At 69.5% G+C, this 25,680-nt stretch carries 23 protein-coding genes and 1 tRNA gene; 15 read left to right on the forward strand and 9 right to left on the reverse strand.

Annotated features, from left to right (window positions below; all coding sequences use genetic code 11):
* Positions 1 to 54 precede the first annotated feature (54 nt).
* The 4 genes from sigM (at position 55) to trxA (ending at position 3,041) form a co-directional block, all read left to right on the forward strand.
* On the forward strand, positions 55 to 645 hold the full coding sequence (gene sigM / locus AAH991_RS01910) for an RNA polymerase sigma factor SigM (RefSeq protein WP_346223722.1): 591 nt from the start codon (positions 55 to 57) through the stop codon (positions 643 to 645).
* Positions 635 to 1,558: an anti-sigma factor family protein gene (locus tag AAH991_RS01915; RefSeq protein WP_346223723.1), complete on the forward strand. Its 924-nt coding sequence runs from the start codon at positions 635 to 637 to the stop codon at positions 1,556 to 1,558. Before sigM ends, AAH991_RS01915 begins: the two co-directional genes overlap by 11 nt.
* 151 nt (positions 1,559 to 1,709) lie before the next feature.
* Positions 1,710 to 2,639 carry a thioredoxin-disulfide reductase gene (trxB, locus tag AAH991_RS01920; protein ID WP_346223724.1) on the forward strand — a complete coding sequence of 310 codons (930 nt, stop codon included), beginning with the start codon at positions 1,710 to 1,712 and terminating at the stop codon, positions 2,637 to 2,639.
* 78 nt (positions 2,640 to 2,717) lie between these two features.
* Positions 2,718 to 3,041, forward strand: a complete 324-nt coding sequence (gene trxA, locus AAH991_RS01925) for a thioredoxin (RefSeq protein ID WP_310741774.1) — start codon at positions 2,718 to 2,720, stop codon at positions 3,039 to 3,041.
* 95 nt (positions 3,042 to 3,136) lie between these two features.
* On the opposite strand, the gene AAH991_RS01930 is transcribed toward trxA, so the two are convergent.
* Entirely contained in the window at positions 3,137 to 3,757 is a 621-nt protein-coding gene (locus tag AAH991_RS01930) for a GNAT family N-acetyltransferase (protein ID WP_142573380.1), read from the reverse strand.
* A gap of 353 nt (positions 3,758 to 4,110) precedes the next feature.
* On the opposite strand from AAH991_RS01930, the gene AAH991_RS01935 reads away from it, so the two are divergent.
* Positions 4,111 to 5,343: an aminotransferase-like domain-containing protein gene (locus tag AAH991_RS01935; RefSeq protein ID WP_346224075.1), complete on the forward strand. Its 1,233-nt coding sequence runs from the start codon at positions 4,111 to 4,113 to the stop codon at positions 5,341 to 5,343.
* A 294-nt stretch (positions 5,344 to 5,637) separates the two neighbouring features.
* Positions 5,638 to 6,588 carry a D-alanine--D-alanine ligase family protein gene (locus AAH991_RS01940; RefSeq protein ID WP_346223725.1) on the forward strand — a complete coding sequence of 317 codons (951 nt, stop codon included), beginning with the start codon at positions 5,638 to 5,640 and terminating at the stop codon, positions 6,586 to 6,588.
* 613 nt (positions 6,589 to 7,201) lie between these two features.
* Here AAH991_RS01940 and AAH991_RS01945 read toward each other — a convergent pair.
* The 8 genes from AAH991_RS01945 to rpmH form a co-directional block, all read right to left on the reverse strand.
* On the reverse strand, positions 7,202 to 8,188 hold the full coding sequence (locus tag AAH991_RS01945) for a ParB/RepB/Spo0J family partition protein (RefSeq protein ID WP_346223726.1): 987 nt from the start codon (positions 8,186 to 8,188) through the stop codon (positions 7,202 to 7,204).
* 272 nt (positions 8,189 to 8,460) lie between these two features.
* Positions 8,461 to 9,234 carry a ParA family protein gene (locus AAH991_RS01950; protein ID WP_346223727.1) on the reverse strand — a complete coding sequence of 258 codons (774 nt, stop codon included), beginning with the start codon at positions 9,232 to 9,234 and terminating at the stop codon, positions 8,461 to 8,463.
* A gap of 319 nt (positions 9,235 to 9,553) precedes the next feature.
* Positions 9,554 to 10,234: a 16S rRNA (guanine(527)-N(7))-methyltransferase RsmG gene (gene rsmG / locus AAH991_RS01955; RefSeq protein WP_346223728.1), complete on the reverse strand. Its 681-nt coding sequence runs from the start codon at positions 10,232 to 10,234 to the stop codon at positions 9,554 to 9,556.
* A 210-nt stretch (positions 10,235 to 10,444) separates the two neighbouring features.
* The gene (locus AAH991_RS01960; protein ID WP_346223729.1) at positions 10,445 to 10,939 is read right to left on the reverse strand and encodes a Jag family protein; all 495 of its coding nucleotides are present in this window, start codon (positions 10,937 to 10,939) and stop codon (positions 10,445 to 10,447) included.
* 18 nt (positions 10,940 to 10,957) lie between these two features.
* On the reverse strand, positions 10,958 to 11,908 hold the full coding sequence (yidC, locus tag AAH991_RS01965; RefSeq protein WP_346223730.1) for a membrane protein insertase YidC: 951 nt from the start codon (positions 11,906 to 11,908) through the stop codon (positions 10,958 to 10,960).
* 4 nt (positions 11,909 to 11,912) lie between these two features.
* Complete coding sequence (gene yidD, locus AAH991_RS01970; RefSeq protein WP_346223731.1) at positions 11,913 to 12,227, reverse strand: membrane protein insertion efficiency factor YidD; 315 nt, start codon at positions 12,225 to 12,227, stop codon at positions 11,913 to 11,915.
* Positions 12,224 to 12,601 (reverse strand): ribonuclease P protein component, encoded by a 378-nt coding sequence (gene rnpA / locus AAH991_RS01975; RefSeq protein ID WP_346223732.1) that lies wholly within the window; start codon positions 12,599 to 12,601, stop codon positions 12,224 to 12,226. Before rnpA ends, yidD begins: the two co-directional genes overlap by 4 nt.
* A 65-nt stretch (positions 12,602 to 12,666) precedes the next feature.
* Positions 12,667 to 12,804 carry a 50S ribosomal protein L34 gene (rpmH, locus tag AAH991_RS01980; RefSeq protein ID WP_015772801.1) on the reverse strand — a complete coding sequence of 46 codons (138 nt, stop codon included), beginning with the start codon at positions 12,802 to 12,804 and terminating at the stop codon, positions 12,667 to 12,669.
* A gap of 433 nt (positions 12,805 to 13,237) precedes the next feature.
* Between rpmH and dnaA the strand changes: the two genes are divergently transcribed.
* From dnaA to AAH991_RS02025, 9 genes are all read left to right on the forward strand, one after another.
* Positions 13,238 to 14,893 carry a chromosomal replication initiator protein DnaA gene (gene dnaA, locus AAH991_RS01985; protein ID WP_346223733.1) on the forward strand — a complete coding sequence of 552 codons (1,656 nt, stop codon included), beginning with the start codon at positions 13,238 to 13,240 and terminating at the stop codon, positions 14,891 to 14,893.
* Between the two features lie 524 nt (positions 14,894 to 15,417).
* Positions 15,418 to 16,557, forward strand: a complete 1,140-nt coding sequence (dnaN, locus tag AAH991_RS01990) for a DNA polymerase III subunit beta (protein ID WP_169983596.1) — start codon at positions 15,418 to 15,420, stop codon at positions 16,555 to 16,557.
* A gap of 116 nt (positions 16,558 to 16,673) precedes the next feature.
* Positions 16,674 to 17,618, forward strand: coding sequence for a phosphogluconate dehydrogenase (NAD(+)-dependent, decarboxylating) (gene gnd, locus AAH991_RS01995; RefSeq protein ID WP_346224076.1), 945 nt, complete (start codon positions 16,674 to 16,676; stop codon positions 17,616 to 17,618).
* A 113-nt stretch (positions 17,619 to 17,731) separates the two neighbouring features.
* Positions 17,732 to 18,919: a DNA replication/repair protein RecF gene (gene recF, locus AAH991_RS02000; protein ID WP_346223734.1), complete on the forward strand. Its 1,188-nt coding sequence runs from the start codon at positions 17,732 to 17,734 to the stop codon at positions 18,917 to 18,919.
* Positions 18,909 to 19,442, forward strand: coding sequence for a DciA family protein (locus AAH991_RS02005; RefSeq protein WP_346223735.1), 534 nt, complete (start codon positions 18,909 to 18,911; stop codon positions 19,440 to 19,442). The genes recF and AAH991_RS02005 overlap by 11 nt, the downstream gene beginning before the upstream one ends.
* A gap of 355 nt (positions 19,443 to 19,797) precedes the next feature.
* Positions 19,798 to 21,744: a DNA topoisomerase (ATP-hydrolyzing) subunit B gene (gene gyrB, locus AAH991_RS02010; protein WP_346223736.1), complete on the forward strand. Its 1,947-nt coding sequence runs from the start codon at positions 19,798 to 19,800 to the stop codon at positions 21,742 to 21,744.
* Between the two features lie 28 nt (positions 21,745 to 21,772).
* On the forward strand, positions 21,773 to 24,274 hold the full coding sequence (gene gyrA / locus AAH991_RS02015) for a DNA gyrase subunit A (protein WP_346223737.1): 2,502 nt from the start codon (positions 21,773 to 21,775) through the stop codon (positions 24,272 to 24,274).
* Positions 24,275 to 24,470: 196 nt separating this feature from the next.
* The gene (locus tag AAH991_RS02020; RefSeq protein ID WP_346223739.1) at positions 24,471 to 25,181 is read left to right on the forward strand and encodes a DUF3566 domain-containing protein; all 711 of its coding nucleotides are present in this window, start codon (positions 24,471 to 24,473) and stop codon (positions 25,179 to 25,181) included.
* A 169-nt stretch (positions 25,182 to 25,350) separates the two neighbouring features.
* Positions 25,351 to 25,427 (forward strand) — tRNA-Ile (locus AAH991_RS02025).
* Positions 25,428 to 25,680: the final 253 nt, after the last annotated feature.

Raw genomic sequence — 25,680 nt, forward strand, 5'->3', positions numbered from 1 at the left:
CTTGTGAATTCCCCACCAGACAATCCCCCGACGGCTGAGCACGCGCTGCGCGCGATGTCCGATGCCGATCTGCTGACCCGCCACCTCGGCGGTGACCCTCACGCGTTCAGCGAGATCGTCAGGCGGCACCGCGACCGGATGTGGGCGGTCGCCCTGCGTACGCTCGGCGATCCCGACGAGGCGGCCGACGCGGTTCAGGACGCTTTCGTCTCGGCCTACCGCAAGGCGGACAGCTTCCGCGGCGAGGCGGCGGTCACGACGTGGCTCCACCGCATCGTGGTCAACGCCTGTCTCGACCGCATGCGCCGCAAGTCGGTGCGCCCGGTCGCCGACGACGAGCTCATCGAGGCCGCGGAGCGCGACGCCCCGGCCACCGACCACGCGGGCGAGCGCGAGGTGTCCCTGGAGGTCACGGCGGCGCTCAAGCTGCTGCCGCCCGACCAGAGGGCGGCTCTCGTGCTGGTCGACATGATGGGGTACGCGGTGGACGACGCGGCGGCGGTGCTGGGGGTCCCTCCGGGCACCGTGAAGAGCCGCTGTGCGCGGGGCCGCGCGAAACTCGCCCCGATTCTTTCGCATCTACGGAACCGATCCGACCTCACTCGCGTCTCATCCGGGAAGGGAGCAGAACTTCGTGACGGGTGACACGCACTACGACCTGGAGGTTCTCGCCGAGCTGGCGGAGGGTCTCCTCGACGACATGACGGCCCGGCGGGTCCGCGAGCATCTCGCGGTCTGCGACCCCTGCGGGGAGAGCCTTGCCGACCTGGCCGCGGTCCGCGAGGTCCTGGCGGCGGTGCCGGTGCCGGCGATGCCTTTGGGCGTCGCCAAGCGCATCGACCGGGCACTGGCCGCCGAGGCTCCGGACTGGGACCGCATCATGCGGGACGCCCCTTGGGACAGCGCTCCACTGGAGAGCGTCCCGTGGGAGACGGTCGAGCCTCTGGTCGAAAGCACGGTGGCCGATTCCGCGGAGCCGGAGCGCGAGCCCGCGCCGGTCGCTCCACTGGGAGTCGTCGCCGACGACGGCACGATCCGGCCGGCCAGGCGCCGCTCCGGGACGCGTACGGCGGGCGGGAAGGCGTCCAGACGGCGCGCTTGGGCCATGCCTGCCGTGGCCGCGGCGGCCGCGGCCGTGGTGATCGGGAGCGGCGGTCTCGCCACCGGGCTGCTCTCGTTCGGCGACTCGCCGGCGCAGCAGGTGGTGAGCCAGGGCGAGCCCGGCCAGAGCCCGGCCAAGGTCCAGGCGCTGACCTACTCGACCTACGCCAGCGGCCACAACTACACAAGCCGGGAGCTGCGCGGGCCGCTGCTGGGGTATTTCGGCGTGGCGCCCGGCTCCGGCACCAACGACGACGAGGACCTCGACACCTGCGTCAAGCGGTTCTCGAACGAGCTCGACCGCACGCCCATCGGCGTCGACAAGGCCCTCTACAACGGCAACGAGGCCACCATCATGGCGTTCTGGGAGGACAAGAGCATGAACGCCGTCCGGGTGGTCGTCGTGGACTCCGGGTGCCGCAAGCTGCGCCCCGAGGGTCTGGCCTCCTGGAAGTGACCACGCGGCGAGAGCCGTACCATCAGCAGTGACGAAGCCCCCCGCGACCTCCGGGGGGCTTCGTCATGACAGGGGTCGGCCCGGGAATGACCGGGGCCTAGGATCTGTTGACGGCACTGCACATCCACCGGGATCGAAGAAGGCGGGTCCGTTGAGCGACGTTCGAAACGTGATCATCATCGGGTCGGGGCCGGCCGGCTACACGGCGGCCGTCTACACCGCGCGCGCGGACCTCAAGCCGCTCGTCTTCGAGGGCTCGGTCACCGCGGGTGGCGCCCTGATGAACACCACCGACGTGGAGAACTTCCCCGGGTTCCCGGACGGCATCATGGGCCCGGACCTGATGGACAACTTCCGCAAGCAGGCCGAGCGGTTCGGCGCCGAGCTGGTCGCCGACGACGTGGTCGAGGTGGACCTGCGGGCCGACCCGAAGGTCGTCAAGACCTACACCGACACCTACTACGCCAAGGCGGTCATCCTCGCCACCGGCTCGAGCTACCGCGAGCTGGGACTGGACAACGAGAAGCGGCTGTCCGGCCGGGGCGTCTCCTGGTGTGCCACGTGTGACGGGTTCTTCTTCCGCGACCAGGACATCGTGGTGGTCGGCGGCGGCGACACGGCGATGGAGGAAGCGATCTTCCTGACCCGGTTCGCGAAGTCGGTGACGGTGATCCACCGCCGCGACTCGCTGCGCGCCAGCAAGATCATGCAGGATCGGGCGTTCGCGAACGAGAAGATCCGCTTTGTCTGGGACAGCGAGGTCGCCGACGTGCTCGGCGAGGAGCGGGTGTCCGGAGTCCGGGTGCGCAACGTCAAGACCGGCGAGGAGACCGACCTCCCGGTGGGGGGCGTCTTCATCGCCATCGGGCACGAGCCCCGCACCGACATCGTCAAGGGTCAGGTCGATCTCGACGAGGAGGGGTACATCACGGTCGATTCCCCGTCGACGCGCACGAACATCGACGGCGTGTTCGCGGCCGGGGACGTGGTCGACCACACCTATCGTCAGGCGATCACGGCGGCCGGGACCGGATGCGCGGCGGCGCTCGACGCCGAGCGCTGGCTGACGCTGAACGCCTGAGTCCCGGCACCGGGAATGCGGGGACCGTCCCCGCGGTTGTCTGCACCGCCACACCACTCACGCAAGGGGAGAGATACCGTGGGCGCGATCAAGAGCGTGACGGACGCGAGCTTCGAGGCCGAGGTCCTCAAGAGCGACAAGCCGGTTCTGGTCGACTTCTGGGCCGAGTGGTGCGGTCCGTGCCGTCAGGTCGGGCCGATCCTCGAGGAGATCGCCACCGAGCACGCCGACAAGCTGACCATCGTCAAGCTGAACATCGACGAGAACCCGGTCACGCCGCGGGACTACGGCGTGCTCCAGATCCCGACGATGAACGTCTACAAGGGTGGCGAGGTCGTCAAGCAGATCATCGGCGCCAAGCCGAAGGCCATGCTGCTGCGCGAACTCGACGGCGTCATCTGACGCCGCCGGCGGCACCACCGGAAGCAGAGCCCTCCGCGCCCCTCGCGCGGGGGGCTCCTGTGTCCTCAGAGGCCACCCGGACCGCTGAGATCGCCTCAGACGGGCCGCAGGGCCCTCTCCGGGGACATCGAGCCCAGCAGGCGCTCCAGCGCCACCTCGACGTCCTCGCGCCACGACACGGCCGTCTTGAGCTCCAGCCGGAGCCGGGGGAAGCGCAGATGCGGGCGGACGGTCTTGAACCCGACCGACAGCAGGTAGTCCGCGGGCAGCACGCAGCCGCCCGGCTGCTCCCACTTCAGGTCGCCGAACGCCTCGATCGCCCGTACGCCGCGGCGGGTCAGGTCCTTGGCGACGCCCTGCACGAGCATCCGGCCCAGGCCCCCGCCGGTGAACTCCGGCACGATGTGCGCGGTCATCAGCAGCACCGCGTCGGAGCTGACCGGAGACGTGGGGAACGCCACCGAGCGTGGGACGTACAGCGGCGGAGCGTAGAGCACGAATCCGGCCGCCACCCCGTCGACGTAGGCGATCTTTCCGCAACTCCCCCACTCGAGCAGGGTCGCGGAGATCCACGCCTCTTTCTCCAGCCCCGGGTCGCCCGCCTCCACCGCGCGCTCGCCGCTGACGGGGTCGAGCTCCCAGAACACACACCGCCGGCACCGGCGCGGCAGGTCATCGAGATTGTCGAGGGTGACGTTGACCAGCCGACGCGACACGTGATGCCCCAATCCCCGTCAGGAGTCCTGCCAGAAAAGCGCGCGAAAACGGCGTCTCCAGGTCGCATCGTAACCCAGCGGAAGGGCAGGAGCGGGTGCGCCACGAACAGCCGCCCACGACCATTAAAGGGGTTGGCCGGGCCGAAACCAGTGGGACAGGAATGCAAGAAAAGGGGCCATTGATGGTCAATACCCAGTTGTGATGGGCGTGGCGCGTTACCGTACTCTGGATTTCCTGGCTACGTGATCGGAGGTGGACCGTGGCACAAGAGCTTGATCACGGTCGGACTAACGCGGCCCACGGGTCGCGCATTGACGCCTACGTCGACCGGTACGCCGCCCGCGCCGCCGGGATGGTCGCCTCCGAGATCCGAGCTCTCTTCGCCGTCGCGTCGAGGCCCGAGGTGGTCTCGCTCGCCGGCGGCATGCCGTACGTCAACGCGCTCCCCCTCGACCTGGTCAGCGAGCTCGTCGCCGATCTGGTCAGCACGCGCGGCTCCGTTGCCCTGCAGTACGGCTCCGGGCAGGGCGACCCCGCCCTGCGCGAGCAGATCTGCGAGGTCATGCGCATGGAGGGCATCGAGGCGAACGCCGACGACGTGGTCGTCACGGTGGGCTCGCAGCAGGCGCTCGACCTGATCACCCGGATCTTCATCGACCCCGGCGACGTCGTGCTCGCCGAAGGGCCCTCGTACGTCGGGGCGCTCGGGACGTTCAGCGCCTACCAGGCGAAGGTCGTGCACATCGCCATGGACGACCAGGGCCTCATCCCCGAAGCCCTCGCCCAGACCATCTACGCGCTCCATGCGGCCGGCAACCGGATCAAGTTCCTCTACACGATCCCGAACTTCCAGAACCCGGCCGGTGTGACGCTGAACGAGGTGCGCCGCCGCCAGGTGCTGGAGATCTGCCGCAAGGCCGGTGTCCTCGTGGTGGAGGACAACCCGTACGGCCTGCTCGGGTTCGACGGAGAACCGATGCGGGCGCTGCGCGCCGACGACGCCGAGGGTGTGGTGTACCTCGGCTCGTTCTCCAAGACCCTCGCCCCCGGCTTCCGCGTCGGCTGGGCCCTCGCCCCGCACGCCGTACGCGACAAGCTGGTCCTGGCCATGGAGTCGGCGGTGCTGTCGCACTCGTCCTTCACCCAGCTCGCCGTCGGCCAGTATCTCGCCACCCAGCCGTGGCGCGAGCAGATCAAGTCGTTCCGTGAGCTGTACCGCGAGCGGCGTGACGCGCTCCTGGGCGCGCTCGACGTGCTCATGCCGCCCGGATGCACCTGGACCCGCCCCGCAGGCGGGTTCTTCGTCTGGATGACGCTGCCGGAGGGACTCAACTCCAAGGCGATCCTCCCCCGTGCGGTCGCCGAGCGGGTCGCGTTCGTGCCCGGCACCGGCTTCTACTCCGACGGCGGCGGCTCGCGGAACATGCGCCTGTCGTTCTGCTATCCCGAGCCGGACCGCATCAAGGAGGGCGTGCGCCGCCTGGCGGGCGTCATCGAGCAGGAGCTCAGGCTGCGGGACACGTTCGGCACCGGCTCCGCGCCGGGACACGCCGGCGTCGACACTCCCAGCCCGGATCTCGCCTAGAGCGCGTAGGCCGCTGCCCCCGCGATTTCGGAGCCGCCCATGGGACCTCATGGGCGGCTCCTACGCTATGGATGGAAGTGCGCGACGTCTGCCGGGGATGGCTTGGCGTACCGGGGGACGCACCGGCGCGGGCGGGGCACTAGCCTGTTCAGGCTGGCCGTACTGACTTCTCGAGGCGAGAAAGGCCCTCTTCGTGAGCGAGCGAACGATGACCCAAGGATCGCCCCCCGTGCGTCCGTGGAGGGGGGCGCGGACCGGAACCGGTGCCGCCGTCCGCATGGGCGGTGAGGCGCGATGAGCGATCTGGGCCACGTGCTCGTCCTCGCGGGAGGGCTCTCCTACGAGCGTGAGGTCTCCATCCGTTCCGGACGCCGCGTCGCGGAGGTTCTGCGGGCGGTCGGTGTGGACGTGGAGACGCGCGACGCAGACGCCACCTTCGTGCCCGCCGTGCTGGCGGACCCGCCGGACGCGGTGTTCGTCACGCTGCACGGCGGCGCCGGGGAGGACGGCGCCATCCGGTCGGTGCTGGAACTGCTCGACGTGCCGTACGTGGGGGCGACGCCAGACGCCTGCCGGGTCTCCTTCGACAAGCCCACGGCGAAGGCGGTCGTCCGTTCCTGGGGGCTGAACACGCCCGACTCCGTGGCGCTGCCCAAGGAGACGTTCCACGACCTCGGCGCCTCGGCCGTGCTCGCCCGCATCATCGACCGGCTCGGCCTGCCGCTCTTCGTCAAGCCCTCCCGCGGCGGTTCCGCGCTGGGCGCGTCCATCGTCCGCACAGCGGAGGAACTGCCCGCCGCGATGGTCGGCTGCTTCGCCTATGGCGACACCGCGCTCATCGAGCGGTACGTCCAGGGCGTGGAGGTCGCGGTCTCCGTGGTGGATCTCGGCGACGGCCCGGTCGCTCTGACGCCGGTGGAAATCGTGCCCGATCGGGGTGTGTACGATTACGCGGCCCGCTACACCGCCGGCCAGACGGAGTTCTTCGCGCCGGCCCGGCTCTCCCCCGAGGTCGCCGAGGCATGCGCCGGGATGGCGGTCGCCGCGCACACCGCCCTCGGCCTGCGCGACCTCTCCCGCACCGACCTCATCGTCGACGGCTCCGGCAAGCCGTACTTCCTCGAGGTCAACGTGGCACCCGGCATGACGGAGACGTCCCTGCTGCCGATGGCCGCAGAAGCGGCGGGCCGAGACCTCGGCACGCTGTGCAAAGGACTCCTCGAGCTCGCCGCCACCCGAGCCTGATCTCGCCGCCGTTTCACGTGAAACACCCCCTCCAGGCCGCGATTCCGCCTGGAGGGGCACGAAGAACGGCTTGGCATTGACGTCCACGACCTTGAGCCGGGTCGTTCACTACCGCTGACCTTGACCGTGGGTGCCGAGAACCGGGTTCACCTTGCGTCTTGAGCGCCTCCGGGCACGTGTTTCACGTGAAACTTGGCACGCTGGCGGTACGGACGAGCTCTGCGCGGGATGGTCACTGCGCCGGAAGGAACCTCCGGTCCTCGCGAAGTCCGCTCCGCTCCACCCACGAAAATCCCTCGCAGGCTCAGACTTTCCGCAGGGCCCGGGCTGGACCTTCGCTGCGGTCCTCGCTCCCTTCCGCTCCGTTCCCCGGCCCATGAGCGTCGTGAGCACATGGGCGAGGGGGTGCCGGCAACCCAGCTCACCCACGCCGCCCTCAGGCCTGTGTTTCACGTGAAACAGGTGGCCCTCGGGTGTCGACGAGCTCTGGGCGGGGTGGTCACTGCGCCGGAAGGAGCCTCCGGTCCTCGCGAAGTCCGCTCCGCTGGACCTTCGCTGCGGTCCTCGCTCCCTTCGGCTCCGCTCCCCGACCGGCGAGACTGGGGGCAGCGCCCTATTCGGCGGTGATACCTCTACTGCGCATCGCGTTGGCGGCATCCGGCGCCATCGTGTCGATGATCCGCTCCAGGTCGTCGATCGTGGAGAACTCGACGACGATGCGGCCCTTCCGGCTACCGAGGTCGACCTTCACCTTGGTCTCGAAGTGGTCAGAGAGCCGGTCCGCCAGGTCGCGGAGCGCCGGAGCGGTCGGCTTCTTCGCCCGGGCCTTCCGCGGAGCCGGTCCCGCCGTCGCCTCGCCCAGGGCCACGATCTCCTCGACGGTCCGTACGGACAGCCCTTCCGCCACGATCCGGCTCGCCAGCCGCTCCTGGGCGGCGGGGTCGTTGAGCGCGAGCAGCGCCCGCGCGTGCCCGGCGCTGATGATTCCGGCCGCCAGCCGGCGCTGCACCTCGGGCGGAAGGTTCAGTAGGCGCAGGGTATTGCTGATGTGCGAGCGGGACCGCCCCACCTTTCCGGCGAGCACCTCGTGGGTGGCACCGAAGTCGTCCAGGAGTTGCTGGTAGGCCGCCGCCTCCTCCAGTGCGTTCAGCTGCTCCCGCTGGAGGTTCTCGATGAGCGCCTCACGGAGCATCTCGTCGTCCTGAGTACTCCGGACGATCGCGGGAATGCGGTCCAGCCCCGCGATCTGCGAGGCGCGCCACCTCCGCTCCCCCATGATCAGCTCGAAACGACCGCCCTCCACCGCACGGACGACGACCGGCTGCAGCAGGCCGACCTCCTTGATGGATGCCGCGAGTTCGTCGAGACGGTCCTCGTCGAACACCTCACGCGGCTGCCGCGGGTTCGGGGAGATGGAGTCGACCTCGATCTCCTGGAAGTAGGCGCCCTCCACGGGACGCAGGCCCGCCACGTCCACACCCGGCCCAGCCGCCGGTGGGCCGGCGGGCGAAACGCTCGCCACGGACGCCGGATCGACGATCGGCCCTGTGGGGATCAGAGCCCCAAGACCCTTGCCCAGTCCCCGACGCTGCTGGCTCACCGCTGCTCCCTCATACCCGCACAGAAGGCGGTGCCCAGCGACTCGGGGTCACTGGGCACCGGCACGCACACACCAGGAGAGAGTACCGCTGTGGCGGCGTCCCCATGAGTCTCGCGCATCGAGCTGTGCACAATCCGCCCGACGCTCCCTGTCGCCGGGGAGGAGCTGAGCGGGCGGGAGGGAGGACCGCAGCGAAGGAGCAGCGGCGCGGCCCGATGAACGGCATGCTTCGGGTCCGTGGTGCCGCCCGTACGCGGCCCTGTGTGGCGTTGTCAGGCGCCGGCGAGGGCCGCCGCACGGTAGGCGATCTCACGCGCGGCGCCCATGTACGCGAGCGCTCCGCTCGAGCCCGGGTCGTACGTCATGACCGACTGCCCGTAGCTAGGGGCCTCGGAGACACGGACACTCCTGGGGATGACGGCGTCGAGCACGGTGTCGCCGAAGTGGGATCGCACCTCCTCGGCCACCTGAGAAGCGAGGCGGGTCCGGCCGTCGTACATCGTGAGCAGGATGGTCGTGACCGACAACGTCTGGTTGAGGTGCGCGCGCACCAGTTCCACGTTCTGCAGAAGCTGAGTGAGCCCCTCCAGGGCGTAGTACTCGCACTGGATGGGGATCAGCACTTCCTGCGCCGCCGCCATGGCGTTGACGGTCAGCAGCCCCAGCGACGGCGGGCAGTCGATGAGGATGTAGTCGAACTCCATCGCGTCGAACGAAGCCAGCGCCCGACGCAGACGGGTCTCCCGGCCGACCATCGGAACCAGCTCGATCTCCGCGCCCGCGAGATCGAGGGTGGCGGGAGCGCAGTAGAGGTTCGGCATGTCGGGGACCGGCTTCACGATCTGCGACAGTGCCATGTCGTCCACGAGGACCTGATACACCGACGGCATCCCCGACCGGTGTTCCGTCGCCAACGCGGTGGACGCGTTGCCTTGCGGGTCGAGGTCGACCACGAGGACGCGCTGATCGTGCATGGACAGCGCGGCCGCCAGGTTGACGGCTGTGGTGGTCTTGCCCACGCCGCCCTTCTGGTTGGCCACCGTCATCACGCGGCACCGGGAAGGCCGGGGCCAGGCCCCCTCGTCGCGCGTCGAGTAACCGACGGAAGGCGCAGCCGCCTGCGGGGGTGCGGCTGTTTCACGTGAAACCACAGAACTCAGTGCCTCTCGTACCAGCGGCGAATCGCCAGGGCTAAGGGGGGTCTGGGACACGGTCGTCGTCCTTTCGACCGGCGAAGCGGAGGGACGAGGCCAGCCCACCCCGGAGGACCGGCCCGCTGTCGCGATCTCCCAGCGTAGGGGGAGCCGGGTCTCCGGCCAACCCAGGCCCGCTGTCACACCGCCTGATCCGGCGTCCGCCACCGGCTCACCTCTTTCGTCGCCTCCGCGTGTCCGTTCGCGGTGACCGTCCGGCGACGACGCGAACGAGGGTCGCGGGCGGCTCGACCCTACCGTGCCCCACTGTGATCAACTCGACGTGCCTCACCCCGAACGCCTCCAATTGGGGACGGGCGGCGTCCAGTTCCTCCTGCGCCCGCTCGCCCTTCATCGCGAGCAGCTCTCCCCCCTCGTGCAGCAGCGGCATCGACCATGCCAGCAGCCGGTCGAGCGGCGCGACCGCACGGGCCGTGGCCACGTCGAAGACGCGCTTTCGGGCGAGTTCCTCCGCCCGTCCGCGCAGCACCTCCACGTTGTCGAGTTTGAGCGCCTCCACGCATTCGGACAGGAACACGGTCCGGCGCAGCAGCGGCTCCAGCAGGGTCACCGTCACATCGGGGCGGACGATCGCGAGCACGAGCCCGGGCAGGCCCGCGCCCGAGCCGATGTCGACGAGGGTCGAGTCCGGCGGGACCGCCTCCTCCACGACCGCGCAGTTCAGCAGGTGCCGGTCCCAGATGCGGGGCACCTCACGCGGCCCCAGCAGTCCCCGCACCACGCCCGGCCCGGCGAGCAACTCGGCGAACAGCCGGGCCCGCTCCAACGCCTCGCCGGTGAAGATCTCTCGCGCCACCGGGGGCGCCTCGGGCAGCTCGTTGCTCTCCGTCATCACTCACTCATTCATGAACGCTCTGGGCCAAGGGTAACCGTCCTTACCCCCTCGGCGACGGCCAGCCGTGCATACGAACGTCCGCCGGCCACCCGGATCCGACCGGAGGGGAGCAGGAGGGGAAGGGACACAGGCACGTACGGGACGGAAAAGCCGCCGGTCCCGGATGTGGGACCGGCGGCTTCCCCGCGTCGGAACTGTGAAAAGCGGTCAGGCGGGCAGGACCACCACGAAGCGGCGGGGCTCTTCGCCCTCGGACTCGCTGCGCAGGCCCGCCGCCGCGACGGCGTCGTGCACGATCTTGCGCTCGAAGGGCGTCATCGGCTTGAGCGCCTTCGGCTCGCCGGTGCGCTTGACGTCGTCGGCCGCCGCGGCGCCCACCTTGGTGAGCTCGGCCCGGCGCCGCTCCCGATAGCCGCCGACGTCGAGCATGAGCCGCGAACGCTCCCCCGTCTGGCGGTGCACGGCCAGGCGCGTCAGCTCCTGCAACGCCTCCAGCACCTCTCCGCCGGGACCCACGAGCTCATCGCCCTTGATGCCCACGATCGACACGACGGCACGGTCTCCCTCGACGTCCATGTCGATATCGCCGTCCAGGTCGGCGATGTCGAGCAGGCCCTCAAGGTAGTCCGCCGCGATCTCGCCCTCCTGTTCGAGGGCGTCGATGTCGGGAGCAGGCTTGAGGGTCTCCTCAGCTTCGGTCACGTCCGGACTCTCCTTCTCCTACGACTTCTTGCTGCCGGTGCGCTTGCTGCGAGGCTGGCGCGTCGGCTGCTGACGGACGATCTTGGGGGCGGGTGCCGGCTCGGGCTGCTCCGCCGCCTTGGGCTTCCCCACCAGCCTGGTGAAGATCCCGTTCGTCGGCTCGGGAGTGGTGATGTTGCCCTTCTCGTCCACCACCGGCATGGGGTGGCGGCTGTAGAACCAGTGCTGCTGGCCGAGGGTCCACAGGTTGGTGGTCACCCAGTAGAGGATCAGACCGAGCTGGAAGTTCAGGCTGAAGACGGCGAACAGCGGCGAGATGTACATGAGGATCTTCTGCTGCTGCGCCATGGGGTTGTCCGGCATCTGCGCCATCGAGCGCTTCACGCTCTGCCGGACGGTGAGGAAGGTGGTGAGCGAGCTCACGGCGACGAAGAGCGCCAGCACGATCTTCGTGACCAGCGGATCGGCGCTGAACTTCTCGATGTCCGCCGCGCTGGTGAAGAAGGTCGCCGGCAGCGGAGCGCCGAAGACGTGCGCGTGCCGGGCGCTCTCCACGAGCTCCTCGGTCATCCCGAAGACGGCCCGGTCCTCCGCGATGGCCCGCAGCACGGTGAACATCGAGATGAAGATCGGGAACTGCGCGACGATCGGGAGGCAGCCCCCCAGCGGGTTGGCGCCGGCCTCCTGGTACAGCCGCATGACCTCCTGGTTCATGCGCTGCTTGTCGTTCTTGTACTTCTTGCGCAGCTCTTGGACCTTGGGCGCGAGCTCCTGCATCTTGCGCGACGAGCGCATCTGCTTCATGAAGAGCGGGAAGATCAACAAACGCATCAGCACGGTCAGCGTGATGATGGTCAGCGCCCAGTTGAGACCGCTGCTGGCGGGGATGAATGTGCTGTAGCCGGCGTGGATGTGGGTGATCACCCAAGCCACAGCCGTATACAGCCAGTTCAGGAATGGCAGCTCCACCGAGCTAGCTCCCTTGCGTTTCGTCGTGAGACCGGACTCGGCGTGGGGGCACCGGGTCGAAACCTCCGGGATGGAACGGGTGACACCGTCCGATGCGCCTGACGGTCAGCCATACCCCGCGCGCCGCTCCGTGAACGGCGACGGCTTCCAACCCGTAGGCGCTGCAGGACGGTTCGAACCGGCACCTCGGCCCCAGCATCGGGCTGATGAAGGCACGGTAGAACTTGATGAGCGCGAGCAGCACGCGAGCGACCGGCCCGGTCGCGGGCCGGCCGGCCTCCCCGGGCACCACTGCCGGGGTCGGTTGCTGCGCTGTCATGACCGTCCATCCGTCGGGGCCCGGGAATCGGACCCGCGCCGCCGGAGTAAACGACTCAGCGCGACGTCGAGTTCGGCGGCCAGGTGCTCGCTGCGCGCGGACGCAGCCGGTGGATTGGCGCGTACCACCAGAAGGCTACCTCTCGGCAGCATCGGCAGGCGGTTCCGCACGAGGTGTCTCAACCTGCGCCTGACCTGGTTCCGCACCACGGCGCCACCGACTGCCTTGCTCACGACGAAGCCGACCAGCGGTGGCTCGTCGGCGTCGCGCAGGTTCAGGTGTGCGACCAGGGTGGGACGCCCGGCGCGCCGCCCACGGCGAATCGCGTCGGCGAACTCGTCACCCCGCCGCATGCGGGACGCGGACGGCAGCACCGGGCCTTCCTCGATCGACGTACGGCCGCCCGCTCCGCTCGGCACGGGCGGGCGGCGTGTGGTTGTCAGACCGTCAGCTCGGCGCGGCCCTTGCGGCGGCGCGCGGCCAGGATGGCGCGGCCGGCCCGGGTGCGCATGCGCAGCCGGAAGCCGTGGGTCTTCGCGCGGCGACGGTTGTTCGGCTGGTAAGTACGCTTGCTCACGGGTGGGCTCCAGGCGTCAAGTACGTCCGCGGCGTTCCGCGGGCGCGGTACATTCCATGGTCACGGCTCGTCAGATGCGCGGGCATGCGAAATAGCCGTCGCGTGATTAGCCGACCGGGACACGTTACGGGTCCACCGTACGTCAGGTCAAACCGGCACCCGTGCCGCCAAGCGAGTACGGCGAGCGACCATGGCCCATTAGGCTGTGGACAACGCCTTGAACGCAGGTTGCGCACACCGCTACTGTCGGCCGTCCGGCTCTTCCCCCCACCAGCGTGAACGTGCCCGGGGAGGACGCGCGGGCTGTGCACATCATGTGGATCATATGTGGATGGCATGCGGACGAGGGCCGGTGCCGCGAGGCGTACGGGACTGACACGACACGGATCGCGGCGGGCGAGCGGGGCCGCGCAACGGGAGGAGGGGCCGAGCCATGGAAGGCGTCGATCTCAACGCTGTATGGGCTCGGGCGCTCAGGACCCTGCTCGACGAGGGCGTCTCGGGGCAGCAGCGGGCGTTCCTGCAGATGACGCAGCCCTCCGGCCTCATCAACGACACGATTCTCCTGGCGGCCCCCAACGACTTCGCCAAGGAGGTCATCGAGGTACGCCTGCGCCCGCTGATCGTGCACGCGTTGTCGCAGGAGCTCGGCCGGCCCGTGCGGATCGCCGTGATGGTGGATCCCGGCGCCGGGATGTCCGCCCCGTCCGACCCCGCCCCCGCACCGGCGGCGGACCATCGTCCACAGTCGCCGTCCACAGGTTATCCACAGGCCGGCTCGCAGGCTCCCCGCTTCCCCTTAGGCGAGGACGGCCCGATCCGGCGCGACGCGGAGCCGCACGGGCAGCACTATCCACAGGCCCAGCAGTATCCACAGCCTCCACAGCACATGTCCCCGCCGGACCGCCCGCAGCGGCCCGGCGGCTACTCCCCCGAGCCGCCCCCCGCGCCCAAGCCCGAGCCGGTTCCCGGGCCGGGCCCCGTGTCCGGCCCCGTACCCGGTGCCGGGCAGAACCGGTGGGACGCCCGGGGCGGCCGCACCTCCGGCGAGCCGGCCCGGCTGAACGCCAAGTACACCTTCGAGACCTTCGTCATCGGCGCCAGCAACCGCTTCGCGCACGCCGCCGCCGTCGCGGTCGCCGAGGCCCCCGCCAAGGCGTACAACCCACTGTTCATCTACGGCGACTCCGGGCTGGGCAAGACCCACCTGCTGCACGCGATCGGCCACTACGCGCAGAGCCTGTACGACGGCGCCCGGGTGCGGTACGTGAGCTCCGAGGAGTTCACCAACGACTTCATCAACTCCATCCGCGACCACAAGGCCGACGGGTTCCGCTCCCGTTTCCGCGCTGTGGACATCCTCCTCGTCGACGACATCCAGTTCCTCGAGGGCAAGGAGCAGACGCAGGAGGAGTTCTTCCACACCTTCAACACCCTCCACAACGCCAGCAAGCAGATCGTCATCTCCAGCGACCGGGCGCCCAAGCAGCTCGTGACGCTGGAGGACCGGCTGCGCAACCGGTTCGAGTGGGGCCTGATCACCGACGTCCAGCCGCCCGAGCTGGAGACCCGCATCGCGATCCTGCGCAAGAAGGCGATTCAGGAGGGGCTGGCCGCGCCGCCCGACGTGCTGGAGTACATCGCCAGCCGCATCGCGACGAACATCCGCGAGCTGGAGGGCGCGCTGATCCGGGTCACCGCGTTCGCCAGCCTCAACCGGCAGTCCGTGGACATCCAGCTCGCCGAGATCGTCCTCAAGGACCTCATCAGCGAGGACGCGAGCCCGGAGATCACCATCTCCCTCATCATGTCCACGACCGCCGAGTACTTCGGCGTCTCGCTCGACGACCTGTGCGGAAGCTCACGCTCGCGGGCCCTCGTCACCGCCCGGCAGATCGCCATGTATCTGGCCCGTGAGCTGACCGACCTGTCCCTGCCGAAGATCGGCCAGCAGTTCGGCGGGCGCGACCACACCACCGTGATGCACGCGGAGCGTAAGATCCGGTCGCTCATGGCCGAGAGGCGCTCGATGTACAACCAGGTCAACGAGTTGACGACACGGATCAAGCAGCGCGCACGCAACGCTTAGTGCACAGCTGTGGATAACTCTGTGGATCAAAAAATTCGGCCCTCGGCGGCCGCCGCGTCGATACCCACACCCTCTCCGGCTCTCCAACACGCCGTCCCCACTTGGGGACAACTTTGGGGAAAAGCTGGGGACTACTTGGGGAACACCCGTGGACGAGCTGGGGACGCCCTGTGCGTACTCGTCACAGCCGACTCGGCTGTCCCTTTTACCCCGTGGACAACCGGTGGAAACATGGTGGATTACTCGTGGACAGAGGGCCCTCCGCCTGGGGAACGGGTGTGGGGACAGCGGGTCCACCCACAATCCACAGGGGGTCCGTCCACCTCTCCCCCACACCGGCAGTGGATGAATCAGCTCCCGTGAGCTGCGAAAATGCTCGACATCCACATATCCACACTGCCTAATGAGACGACTTGTATCTCTCCCTCTAAAGAACTCAAGAACCATAGAAGGGGTTCTGGAGGCACACAGGTGCGGGAGAGTGAAGACTTGACGAAGCAGCGACACCCAGGAGGCTGATCCACGTGATGTTCCGGATCGATCGCGACGTGCTCGCCGAGGCCGTGGCGTGGACGGCACGAAGCCTTCCGGCCCGTCCCTCGGTGCCGGTGCTCGCCGGCATGCGGCTCGAGGTGACCGACGACCAGAGGCTGAAGCTGTCCGGCTTCGACTACGAGGTCTCCGCCGAGGTGACCCTGGAGGTGCAGACCGGGGAGCCGGGCGTGGTCCTCGTCTCCGGCAAGCTCCTCGCCGAGATCACCCGCGCGCTTCCCGCACAGCCGGTCGAGCTGGTTGTGGACGGAGCCAAGGCCGTCGTCACCTGTGGCAGCGCACGCTTCACACTTCTCACCATGCCTGTGGAGGACTACCCCTCCCTGCCGGCCATGCCCCCGGCCGCCGGACGGGTCGGCAGCGACGTGTTCGCCTCGGCGGTCGGTCAGGTCGCCGTCGCCGCGGGCAAGGACGACACGCTCCCGATGCTCACCGGCGTGCGGATGGAGATCGAGGGCGACACCGTGACCCTCGCCGCCACCGACCGCTACCGCCTCGCCGTACGCGAGCTGAAGTGGCAGCCCGAGCAGCCCGGCTTCCAGGCCGTGGCGATGATCCCCGGCCGGACGCTGGCGGACACCGCCAAGGCGCTGGGCGGCAGCGGCGCCGAGGTCGAGATCGCGCTCAGCTCGGCCGGCGGCACCGGCGAGGGCATGATCGGGTTCTCCAGCTCGGGGCGGCGGACGACGACCCGGCTGCTCGACCCCGAATTCCCCAAGTACCGCTCGCTGCTGCCCACCGAGTTCTCCGCGCGCGCGGATCTGTCCACAGCCTCGTTCGTCGAGGCCGTCAAGCGCGTCGCTCTGGTCGCCGAGCGCAACACCCCCGTACGGCTGGCCTTCCGCGGCGGAGAGGTCGTCCTGGAGGCGGGCAGCGGCGACGAGGCGCAGGCCGTGGAGGCGCTGCCGGTCGAGTTCGACGGCGACGAGATCAACATCGCCTTCAACCACCAGTTCCTGCTGGAGGGCCTGGGGGCGATCGACTCCGACGTCGCGCGGCTTCAGTTCACCACGCCGACCAAGCCCGCCATCCTCACCGGGGGCAAGCCTGTGGACGACGGCGGAAGCGAGGACTACCGCTACCTCATCATGCCCATCCGGTTGTCCAGCTGACCCGGCCCTGACACCCCGGGCGTACGATCTCCTGCGGGCATGGACCCCCGATGCATGGGTACGCGTGCCTCGGTGGACGACGCTGTGGACGACGCAGAGGTTGAGGGGTGGCTCAGATGCAGATCGGCATGATCGGGCTCGGCAAAATGGGCGGGAACATGGCCGAGCGGCTGCGGCGCGGCGGCCACGAGGTCGTGGGCTACGACCGCGATCCCTCGGTCAGCGACGTCGGCAGCCTGAAGGACCTCGTGGAGAGGCTTCAGGCGCCGCGCGCGATCTGGGTCATGGTCCCCGCCGGGGCCCCCACGCGGAGCACGATCGAGCAGCTGCGCGACCTGCTGTCGGAGGGTGACGTCGTCATCGACGGCGGCAACTCGCACTATCTGGACGACCAGCGGCACGCGGCCGACCTCGCCACCCGCGGCATCGGCTTCGTCGACGTGGGCGTCAGCGGCGGCGTCTGGGGGCTGGAGTACGGCTACGCGCTGATGGTCGGCGGGGACGAGGAGCACGTCCGCCGGCTCATGCCGATCTTCGACACGCTCAAGCCCGAGGGCGAGGACGGCTTCGTCCACGCCGGCGGGGTGGGCGCCGGTCACTTCGCGAAGATGGTCCACAACGGCATCGAGTACGGCATGATGCAGGCCTTCGCCGAGGGCTGGGAGCTGCTCGAGGCGAGCGACGCCGTGACCAACGTCCCCGAGACGTTCAAGAGCTGGCGCCACGGCACCGTCATCCGGTCGTGGCTGCTCGACCTGCTGGTGCGGGCGCTGGAGGAGGACCCCGACCTCACCGAGCTCAAGGGCTACGCGGAGGACTCCGGGGAGGGCCGCTGGACGGTCCAGGCCGCCGTGGACCACGCCGTGCCCCTGCCGGCCATCACGGCCGCGCTGTACGCCCGCTTCGCCTCGCGCCAGGCCGACTCCCCCGCGATGAAGATGGTCGCGGCGCTGCGCAACCAGTTCGGCGGGCACGCGGTCGCCTCCACCGAGGGTCAGAGCGGCAAGGGAGCCGACGCCCCCGGCGCCGACGTCACCCCGCCGGTGGAGACCGAGCGCTGACCCACGGCGCCGGTTCTCCACAGCCTGTGGATCACCGACCCGTACCCACCCGCTTGTCCACAGTGCGTCGTGGCCGGGACACGAAGGCCGGGCACCGGCACTAGCCTGGCGGGGTGCACGTGGCGAGCCTGTCCCTCACCGACTTCCGGTCGTACCCGGAGGTCGAACTCGTGCTGGAACCGGGGGCGACGGCGTTCGTCGGGCCGAACGGGCAGGGCAAGACCAACCTGGTCGAGGCGCTGGGCTACCTCGCGACCCACTCGAGCCACCGCGTGGCCACCGACGCGCCGCTCGTGCGGCACGGCGCGCAGCGGGCGATCGTGCGCGGGGCGGTGGTCAGGGACGACCGGCGCGCGCTGATCGAGGTGGAGATCAACCCGGGCCGGGCCAACCGCGCCAGGGTGAACCGCTCGCCCGTCCCCCGGCCGCGCGACGCACTCGGACTGCTGCGGACCGTGCTGTTCGCCCCGGAGGACCTCGCGCTGGTGAAGGGCGACCCGTCGGAGCGCCGCCGTTTCATGGACGACCTGCTCGTGGCCCGTGTCCCCAGGTTCGCCGGCGTGCGGGCCGACTACGAGCGTGTGCTCAAGCAGCGCAACGCCCTCCTCCGTACGGCCGCGGCGTCGCGGGCGGGACGGCGGCGCGGCGGCCGCAGGCAGGAGGACGACGTGGCCTTCGCCGCGGCGGGCGCGGGTGACGTCATGAGCACGCTCGAGGTCTGGGACTCCCACCTCGTGCGTCACGGCGCGGAACTGCTGGCGGCGCGGCTGCGCCTGGTGGACGCGCTGCGCCCCCTCGTGGCGAAGGCGTACGCCACTCTCGCCCCGTCGTCGGGGCTCGCCGATCTCGAATACCGGCCATCGGGGTTATCCACAGATATCCCCACCTTGGGGACAAACCGGGAACTGCTGGCCGAGCACCTGCGGGCGGGCCTCGCGGAGGCTCGCCAGTCGGAGCTGGAACGAGGCGTGACCCTCGTCGGCCCGCACCGCGACGACCTGCTGCTGCGGCTGGGCGAGCTGCCGGCCCGTGGCTACGCGAGCCATGGCGAGTCGTGGTCGTTCGCGCTCGCGCTGCGGCTGGCCGCCTACGACCTGCTGAGAGCGGACGGCGGCGACCCCGTGCTGATCCTGGACGACGTCTTCGCCGAGCTGGACGGCCAGCGGCGCAGGCGCCTCACCGAGATCGTCGCTCCGGCCGAGCAGGTGCTCATCACGGCGGCGGTGCCGGACGACGTGCCCCCCGAGCTGACCGGCGCCCGGTTCGACGTGATGGAAGGGAGCGTGTCCCGTGTCCGATGAGATATCCACAGCCGGTGGACAGTCGCCGCAGGGTGCGGTCGCGCGGGGTGCCGCGCTCGCGCGGGAGAAACTGGCCCAGGCGAAGGCCGACGCGCTGAAGCGGGGACAGCTTCCGCGGGCCGAGCCGCGCCGCCGCTCCGGGGCGGGCGCCCCACGGCGGGACTCCGGTGACCCGCTGCCGTTCGGGCGGGCGATCCGCGACCTGCTCGCCGCCCGGGGATGGGAACAGCCGGTCGCGGTCGGCGGCGTGTTCGGCCGCTGGGGGGAGATCGTCGGCCCGGAACTGGCCGCCCACACCAGGCCGGAGAGCTTCGAGGACGGCGAGGTGCTGGTCGCCGCCGACTCCACCGCCTGGGCGACGCAGGTGCGGCTGCTCGCGTCCACCCTGGTCAGGCGGCTGAACGAGGAGCTCGGCGACGGCACCGTGACCCGGGTCAAGGTGCACGGCCCCGGCGCCGGGCACCGCCCGGAGGGCGGCCTGCGCGTACGCGGGAGCCGCGGGCCCGGCGACACGTACGGCTGATCGCGGGGCCGTGGACGCGTCCCGAGGGCCGTGACGAGCGCCGGACCGACCCGTGGAGAGCCCGAACCGGCCCAAAATCGCGTGTGAGGCTCCGACCCCCATTCCGTGTGGGGGGTGCTCGGAAACATGATCGTCAAGCGACAGGGCATCACAGCCCCCGTGAATGCCACCTGTTGTCGGTCGGACCGGTAGAATGTAAACGGACTCAAGGACACGTCCGGTTTGCGTCACCCCGGCCTCATGGGCCGACTCCCCTGGGTGCCGCATCGGGGCACTCACGACGGTGACGGGCACGGCAGGGGCAGCCAATCCACGGTGCCGCCCGCCGCGTGTCCGCGGCAGGAGGATTTCGCACTTGTCCTACGACGCTAGCTCTATCACCGTTCTCGAGGGGCTGGAAGCGGTCCGCAAGCGCCCCGGCATGTACATCGGATCCACCGGTGAGCGCGGACTGCACCACCTGGTCTACGAGATCGTCGACAACGCCGTCGACGAGGCGCTGGCCGGTTACAACGACCTGATCGAGGTCACCCTGCTCGCCGACGGCGGCGTGCGCGTGATGGACCACGGACGCGGCATTCCCGTGGGCATCGTCGCGGCCGAGGGCAGGCCGGCCGTCGAGGTCGTCTTCACCGTGCTGCACGCCGGCGGCAAGTTCGACAGCAAGTCGTACGCCGTCTCGGGCGGTCTGCACGGCGTGGGCGCCTCGGTCGTCAACGCGCTGTCGACGCGCCTGGAGGTCGAGGTCCGCACCGACGGCCACGTGTGGCGGCAGAAGTACGTGACCGCCAAGCCCACGGCGCCGCTCGAGAAGGGCGAGCCGACCGACGAGCACGGCACGACCATCAGCTTCTGGCCCGACCCGGACATCTTCGAGACGACCGCCTGGAACTTCGAGACGCTCGCGCGCCGGTTCCAGGAGATGGCCTTCCTCAACAAGGGTCTCAAGATCACGCTCACCGACGAGCGGCCCGACCACATCATCGACGGCGAGCCCAAGGTGCTCACGTACCACTACGAGGGCGGCCTGTCCGACTTCGTGAAGCACCTCAACTCGAAGAAGGACGCGATCCACAATTCGGTGATCGACTTCGAGGAGCACGGCGACGGCATCTCGGTCGAGATCGCGATGCAGTGGAACGCCACCTACAGCGAGTCGGTCTACACGTTCGCCAACACGATCAACACGGCCGAGGGCGGCACCCACGAGGAGGGCTTCCGCGCGGCGCTGACCACCATCGTCAACCGGTACGCGCGCGAGCAGAAGTTCCTCAAGGAAGGCAAGGACGACAACCTCAGCGGCGACGACGTCCGCGAGGGCCTGGCCGCGATCATCTCGGTGAAGCTGGCCGACCCGCAGTTCGAGGGCCAGACCAAGACCAAGCTGGGCAACACCGAGGCGAAGTCGTTCGTCCAGAAGGCCTGCAACGACCACCTGCGCGACTGGTTCGAGCGCAACCCGGGCGAGGCCAAGGAGATCATCAACAAGTCGCTCCAGGCGGCCCGCGCCCGCATCGCGGCACGGCAGGCCCGCGACCTCACCCGGCGCAAGTCCCTGCTGGAGAGCGGCAGCGGTCTGCCGGGCAAGCTGGCCGACTGCCAGTGGTCGGAGCCGGAGAAGTGCGAGCTGTTCATCGTCGAGGGCGACTCGGCCGGCGGCTCGGCCAAGGGCGGGCGCGACCCGAAGTTCCAGGCGATCCTCCCGCTCCGCGGCAAGATCCTGAACGTCGAGAAGGCCCGGATCGACAAGGTCCTCAAGAACAACGAGGTCCAGGCGCTCATCACGGCCCTCGGCACCGGCGTGCACGACGAGTTCGACATCTCGAAGCTGCGTTACCACAAGCTGATCCTGATGGCGGACGCCGACGTGGACGGCCAGCACATCACCACGCTGCTGCTGACGCTGCTGTTCCGGTTCATGCGCCCGCTGATCGAGGCCGGGCACGTCTACCTGTCGCAGCCGCCGCTGTACAAGATCAAGTGGGACCGCAAGGGTGAGGACGCCTCGTACGCGTACTCCGACCGGGAGCGGGACGCGATCATCGAGGACGGCGTCGCCCGCGGCCGGCGCGACCCCCGGCTCCACGACGGTGTGCAGCGGTTCAAGGGTCTGGGCGAGATGAACGCCTCCCAGCTGTGGGACACCACGATGAACCCCGACACCCGGGTGCTGCGCCAGGTCACCCTCGACGACGCCGCCCAGGCCGACGACCTGTTCAGCGTGCTGATGGGCGAGGACGTCGAGGCCCGCAGGAACTTCATCATCACCAACGCACGCGACGTCCGCTTCCTCGACGTCTGAGCAGCGTGGCCGACCAGAAGGACTTTTCGTGACGGAAGTGAACACGCCGCCTGGGCCTCCCGCCGATCGCATCGAGCCGGTCGACATCCAGGCCGAGATGCAGCGCAGCTACATGGACTACGCGATGTCCGTCATCGTGTCCCGCGCGCTGCCCGACGTCCGCGACGGCCTCAAGCCCGTGCACCGTCGCGTGCTGTACGCGATGTTCGACGGCGGCTACCGGCCCGACCGCGGCTACTTCAAGTGCTCGCGCGTCGTCGGTGACGTCATGGGCTCCTACCACCCCCACGGCGACACGTCGATCTACGACACCGTCGTACGGCTCGCGCAGCCGTGGTCGCTGCGCTACCCGCTGGTCGACGGCCAGGGCAACTTCGGCTCGCCGGGCAACGACCCGGCCGCCGCGATGCGGTACACCGAGTGCCGCCTCGCGCCGATCGCCATGGAGATGCTCCGGGACATCGACAAGGAGACCGTCGACTTCCAGCCCAACTACGACGGGCGGTCGCAGGAGCCGGTCGTCCTCCCGTCGCGGTTCCCGAACCTGCTGGTGAACGGCTCGGCCGGCATCGCGGTCGGCATGGCGACCAACATCCCGCCGCACAACCTCCGCGAGGTCGGCGAGGCCGTCAAGTGGGCGCTCGACAACCCCGGGGCCAGTGACGAGGAGCTGCTCAACGGGGTGCTCGCGCGGGTGAAGGGCCCCGACTTCCCGACCGGCGCGCTGATCGTCGGCCGCCGCGGCATCGAGGACGCCTACCGCACGGGCCGCGGCTCGATCATCATGCGGGCCGTCGTCGAGGTCGAGGAGGACCCCAAGGGACGGCAGTGCCTGGTCGTCACGGCCCTGCCGTACCAGGTGAACCCGGACAACCTGGCGCTCACGATCGCCGAGCTGGTCAGGGACGGCAAGGTCACCGGGATCGCGGACGTCCGTGACGAGACGTCGTCGCGCACCGGCCAGCGGCTGGTGATCGTCCTCAAGCGCGACGCGGTCGCCAAGGTCGTGCTGAACAACCTCTACAAGCACACCCAGCTCCAGACCACGTTCGGCGCGAACATGATCGCGCTGGTGGACGGCGTGCCGCGGACGCTGCGGCTCGACCAGTTCGTCCGCCACTACATCACCCACCAGATCGAGGTCGTGGTCCGGCGGACCCGGTTCCTGCTGCGCAAGGCCGAGGAGCGGGCGCACATCCTGCGTGGTCTGCTCAAGGCGCTCGACCGGCTCGACGACGTCATCGCCCTGATCCGGCGGTCGCCGTCGGCGGCCGAGGCGCAGGGCGGCCTGATGACGCTGCTGGACATCGACCAGGTCCAGGCGCAGGCCATCCTCGACATGCAGCTGCGCAAGCTGGCCGCGCTGGAGCGGCAGCAGATCCAGGACGAGTACGACGGCCTGATGGCGCAGATCGCCGACTACCAGGACATCCTGGCCTCCGAGGTCCGGCAGCGCGGGATCGTGTCGGACGAGCTCGGGGAGATCGTCGCCAGGTACGGCGACGAACGGAAGACCGAGATCACCGCGTACGAGGGCGACATGTCCATCGAGGACCTGATCGCCGAGGAGGACGTGGTCGTCACGATCACGCGCGGTGGCTACGCCAAGCGGACGAGCACCGACCTCTACCGCGCGCAGCGGCGCGGCGGCAAGGGGGTCAGGGGAGCGCAGCTCCGCCAGGACGACATCGTGGAGCACTTCTTCGTCACCACGACGCACCACTGGCTGCTGGCCTTCACGAACAAGGGCCGGGTCTACCGCTTCAAGGCGTACGAGCTGCCGGACTCGGGCCGGGACGCCCGTGGCCAGCACCTGGCCAACCTGCTCGCCATGCAGCCCGACGAGCACGTGATGGAGATCCTCGACCTGCGGGACTACAACGTGGCGCCGTACCTGGTGCTGGCGACCCGCAGCGGCCTGGTGAAGAAGACGCGGCTGTCCGAATACGATTCGCCGCGATCCGGTGGCCTGATCGCGATCAACCTGCGCGAGGATGACGAGGTGATCGCCGCCCGTCTCGTCTCCGAGGGTGATGACCTGCTGCTCGTGTCGAAGAACGCGCAGTCGATCAGGTTCACCGCCTCCGACGACGCGCTGCGCCCGATGGGCCGGGCCACCAGCGGAGTGATCGGCATGCGCTTCGTGGACGGTGACGAGCTGCTCGCGATGAACGTCATGAGCGACGGCGACGACGTGTTGATCGCGACCGAAGGTGGGTATGCGAAGCGGACACCCGCCGACCAGTACCCGGTCCAGGGCCGGGGCGGCAAGGGCGTGCTGACGGCGAAAATCGTCAGTGCCCGTGGCAAGCTGGTCGGAGCCGTCATGGTGCGTCCCGAGGACGAGGTCTTCGCGATCACCTCTGCCGGCGGGGTGATCCGTACCAGCGCCGGCGAGATCAAGCAGTCGGGCCGCCAGACCATGGGCGTCCGCCTGATGAACCTGGCCGAGGGTGACAGCGTTGTCGCCCTCGCTCGCAACGCCGAGTCGTTGGAGACCGAGGACAACGGGGCAGGAGACGAGGCATGAGCGAGCGTAAAGAGCGACTCGACCAGCACAGCGTGGCGTCAGGCGAGGGCGTGGCATGAGTGACACCGGCGGGCCGCGGACACCCGGCGGCAAGCAGAGACCGACGGGCGCCCGCCCGGCGTCGTCCCCGAACGGGGTTACCGCGCGGGCGCACGATGGCGGTAGCGTCGCCAAGGTGGCTTCCGAAGGAGATGACGTGACCGCCGCCGACAAGGCGAAGGCCGACGACACCATGCGCATCAGGACGTCGGCCGCCGATCAGCCATGGAAGCGGCAGGCGGCCACGGACGGCGCGTCCGAGAACGGCAGGTCCGACGTCGGCGGGGCGACCGCGCAGTATCCCCGCCCCACGGGCCTCGGTACGTCCACACCCTCTGTGGACAACGGGCGCCCGTCTGTGGACAACGCCCGGCCCTCGGTGGACGGCGGATCCGTACGCGGGCTGAGCTTCGGCCCCGCCGGGGACCGCCCCGCCGAGTCGCCGAAGGAGAAGGACAAGAACAAGAAGTCCGGCTTGCGCCCGCCGCGCAAGGCCCACCTGGTCCTGCGCAGGATCGAGCCGTGGTCGGCGATGAAGTTCAGCTTCGTCGTGTCGCTGGTGTGCTTCGTCGTGCTGTTCGTGGCCGTCGCCGTGCTGTACGGCGTGCTGTCGGCGCTCGGCGTCTTCTCCTCGATCACCGAGACCGTCACGCAGCTCACCACGAGCGGTGGCGCCGCCGGCAACGGGGTCGGCACCATCGACATCGGCAGCTGGTTCGAGCCGGTCCGCATCCTCGGGTACGCGGCACTGCTGGGCGCGCTGAACGTCGTGCTCATCACCGCGCTCTCCACCCTCGGCGCGGTGATCTACAACATCTCCGCGGACCTCGTGGGCGGTGTCGAGGTCACCTTCAGCGAAGCGGAGTGACCCCGGCCGCAGCAGGCACGGTACGGCTGGCCGCCCCATCCGAGCGGCCCGCCGTACGGAGCCGCGCCCGCTGGCACGACCAGGGGCCCGGACACGGTAAGCTTTTCCTCGTTCGGAACGACGGATTCGCCACCGGAAACGGGATGCGGTAACGTTCGTTGCGCGGTGCGGGGCTATAGCTCAGTCGGTTAGAGCGCTTCCCTGATAAGGAAGAGGTCCCAGGTTCAAGTCCTGGTAGCCCCACCACGAAGCACTACTCAGAGGCCAGTTCCCACGTCCGGGACCTGGCCTTTTGGCCGTCATCAAACCGTCGTGACCCCGCACTGATGCGTTCAAGCCGGTTCTCACGGTACCTGCTCGCGTCTGTGCCGGCAGGAAGAGCCCCGTATACCTCGGTTCCGATTGTGCTGTTACGGTAGGCCGCGGTGCGCCGGGAAGTCTGGTCGGCAACGTCTTTCAGCGTTGCACTCGGCGGAGGTTCTCGGTGGCACACATGACG

Source organism: Microbispora sp. ZYX-F-249 (genome assembly GCF_039649665.1).
Taxonomy (GTDB): Bacteria; Actinomycetota; Actinomycetes; order Streptosporangiales; family Streptosporangiaceae; genus Microbispora; species Microbispora maris.

What these genes read in the sequence shown, in the direction of transcription:
- rsmG (WP_346223728.1), bottom strand. Translation starts at nt 10,234, where the DNA reads ATGACGGAGAGCAACGAGCTGCCCGAGGCGCCCCCGGTGGCGCGAGAG.
- gnd (WP_346224076.1), top strand. Translation starts at nt 16,674, where the DNA reads ATGCAGATCGGCATGATCGGGCTCGGCAAAATGGGCGGGAACATGGCC.
- yidD (WP_346223731.1), bottom strand. Translation starts at nt 12,227, where the DNA reads ATGACAGCGCAGCAACCGACCCCGGCAGTGGTGCCCGGGGAGGCCGGC.
- AAH991_RS01950 (WP_346223727.1), bottom strand. Translation starts at nt 9,234, where the DNA reads ATGACGGTGGCCAACCAGAAGGGCGGCGTGGGCAAGACCACCACAGCC.
- AAH991_RS01940 (WP_346223725.1), top strand. Translation starts at nt 5,638, where the DNA reads ATGAGCGATCTGGGCCACGTGCTCGTCCTCGCGGGAGGGCTCTCCTAC.
- AAH991_RS01935 (WP_346224075.1), top strand. Translation starts at nt 4,111, where the DNA reads ATGGTCGCCTCCGAGATCCGAGCTCTCTTCGCCGTCGCGTCGAGGCCC.
- dnaA (WP_346223733.1), top strand. Translation starts at nt 13,238, where the DNA reads ATGGAAGGCGTCGATCTCAACGCTGTATGGGCTCGGGCGCTCAGGACC.
- sigM (WP_346223722.1), top strand. Translation starts at nt 55, where the DNA reads ATGTCCGATGCCGATCTGCTGACCCGCCACCTCGGCGGTGACCCTCAC.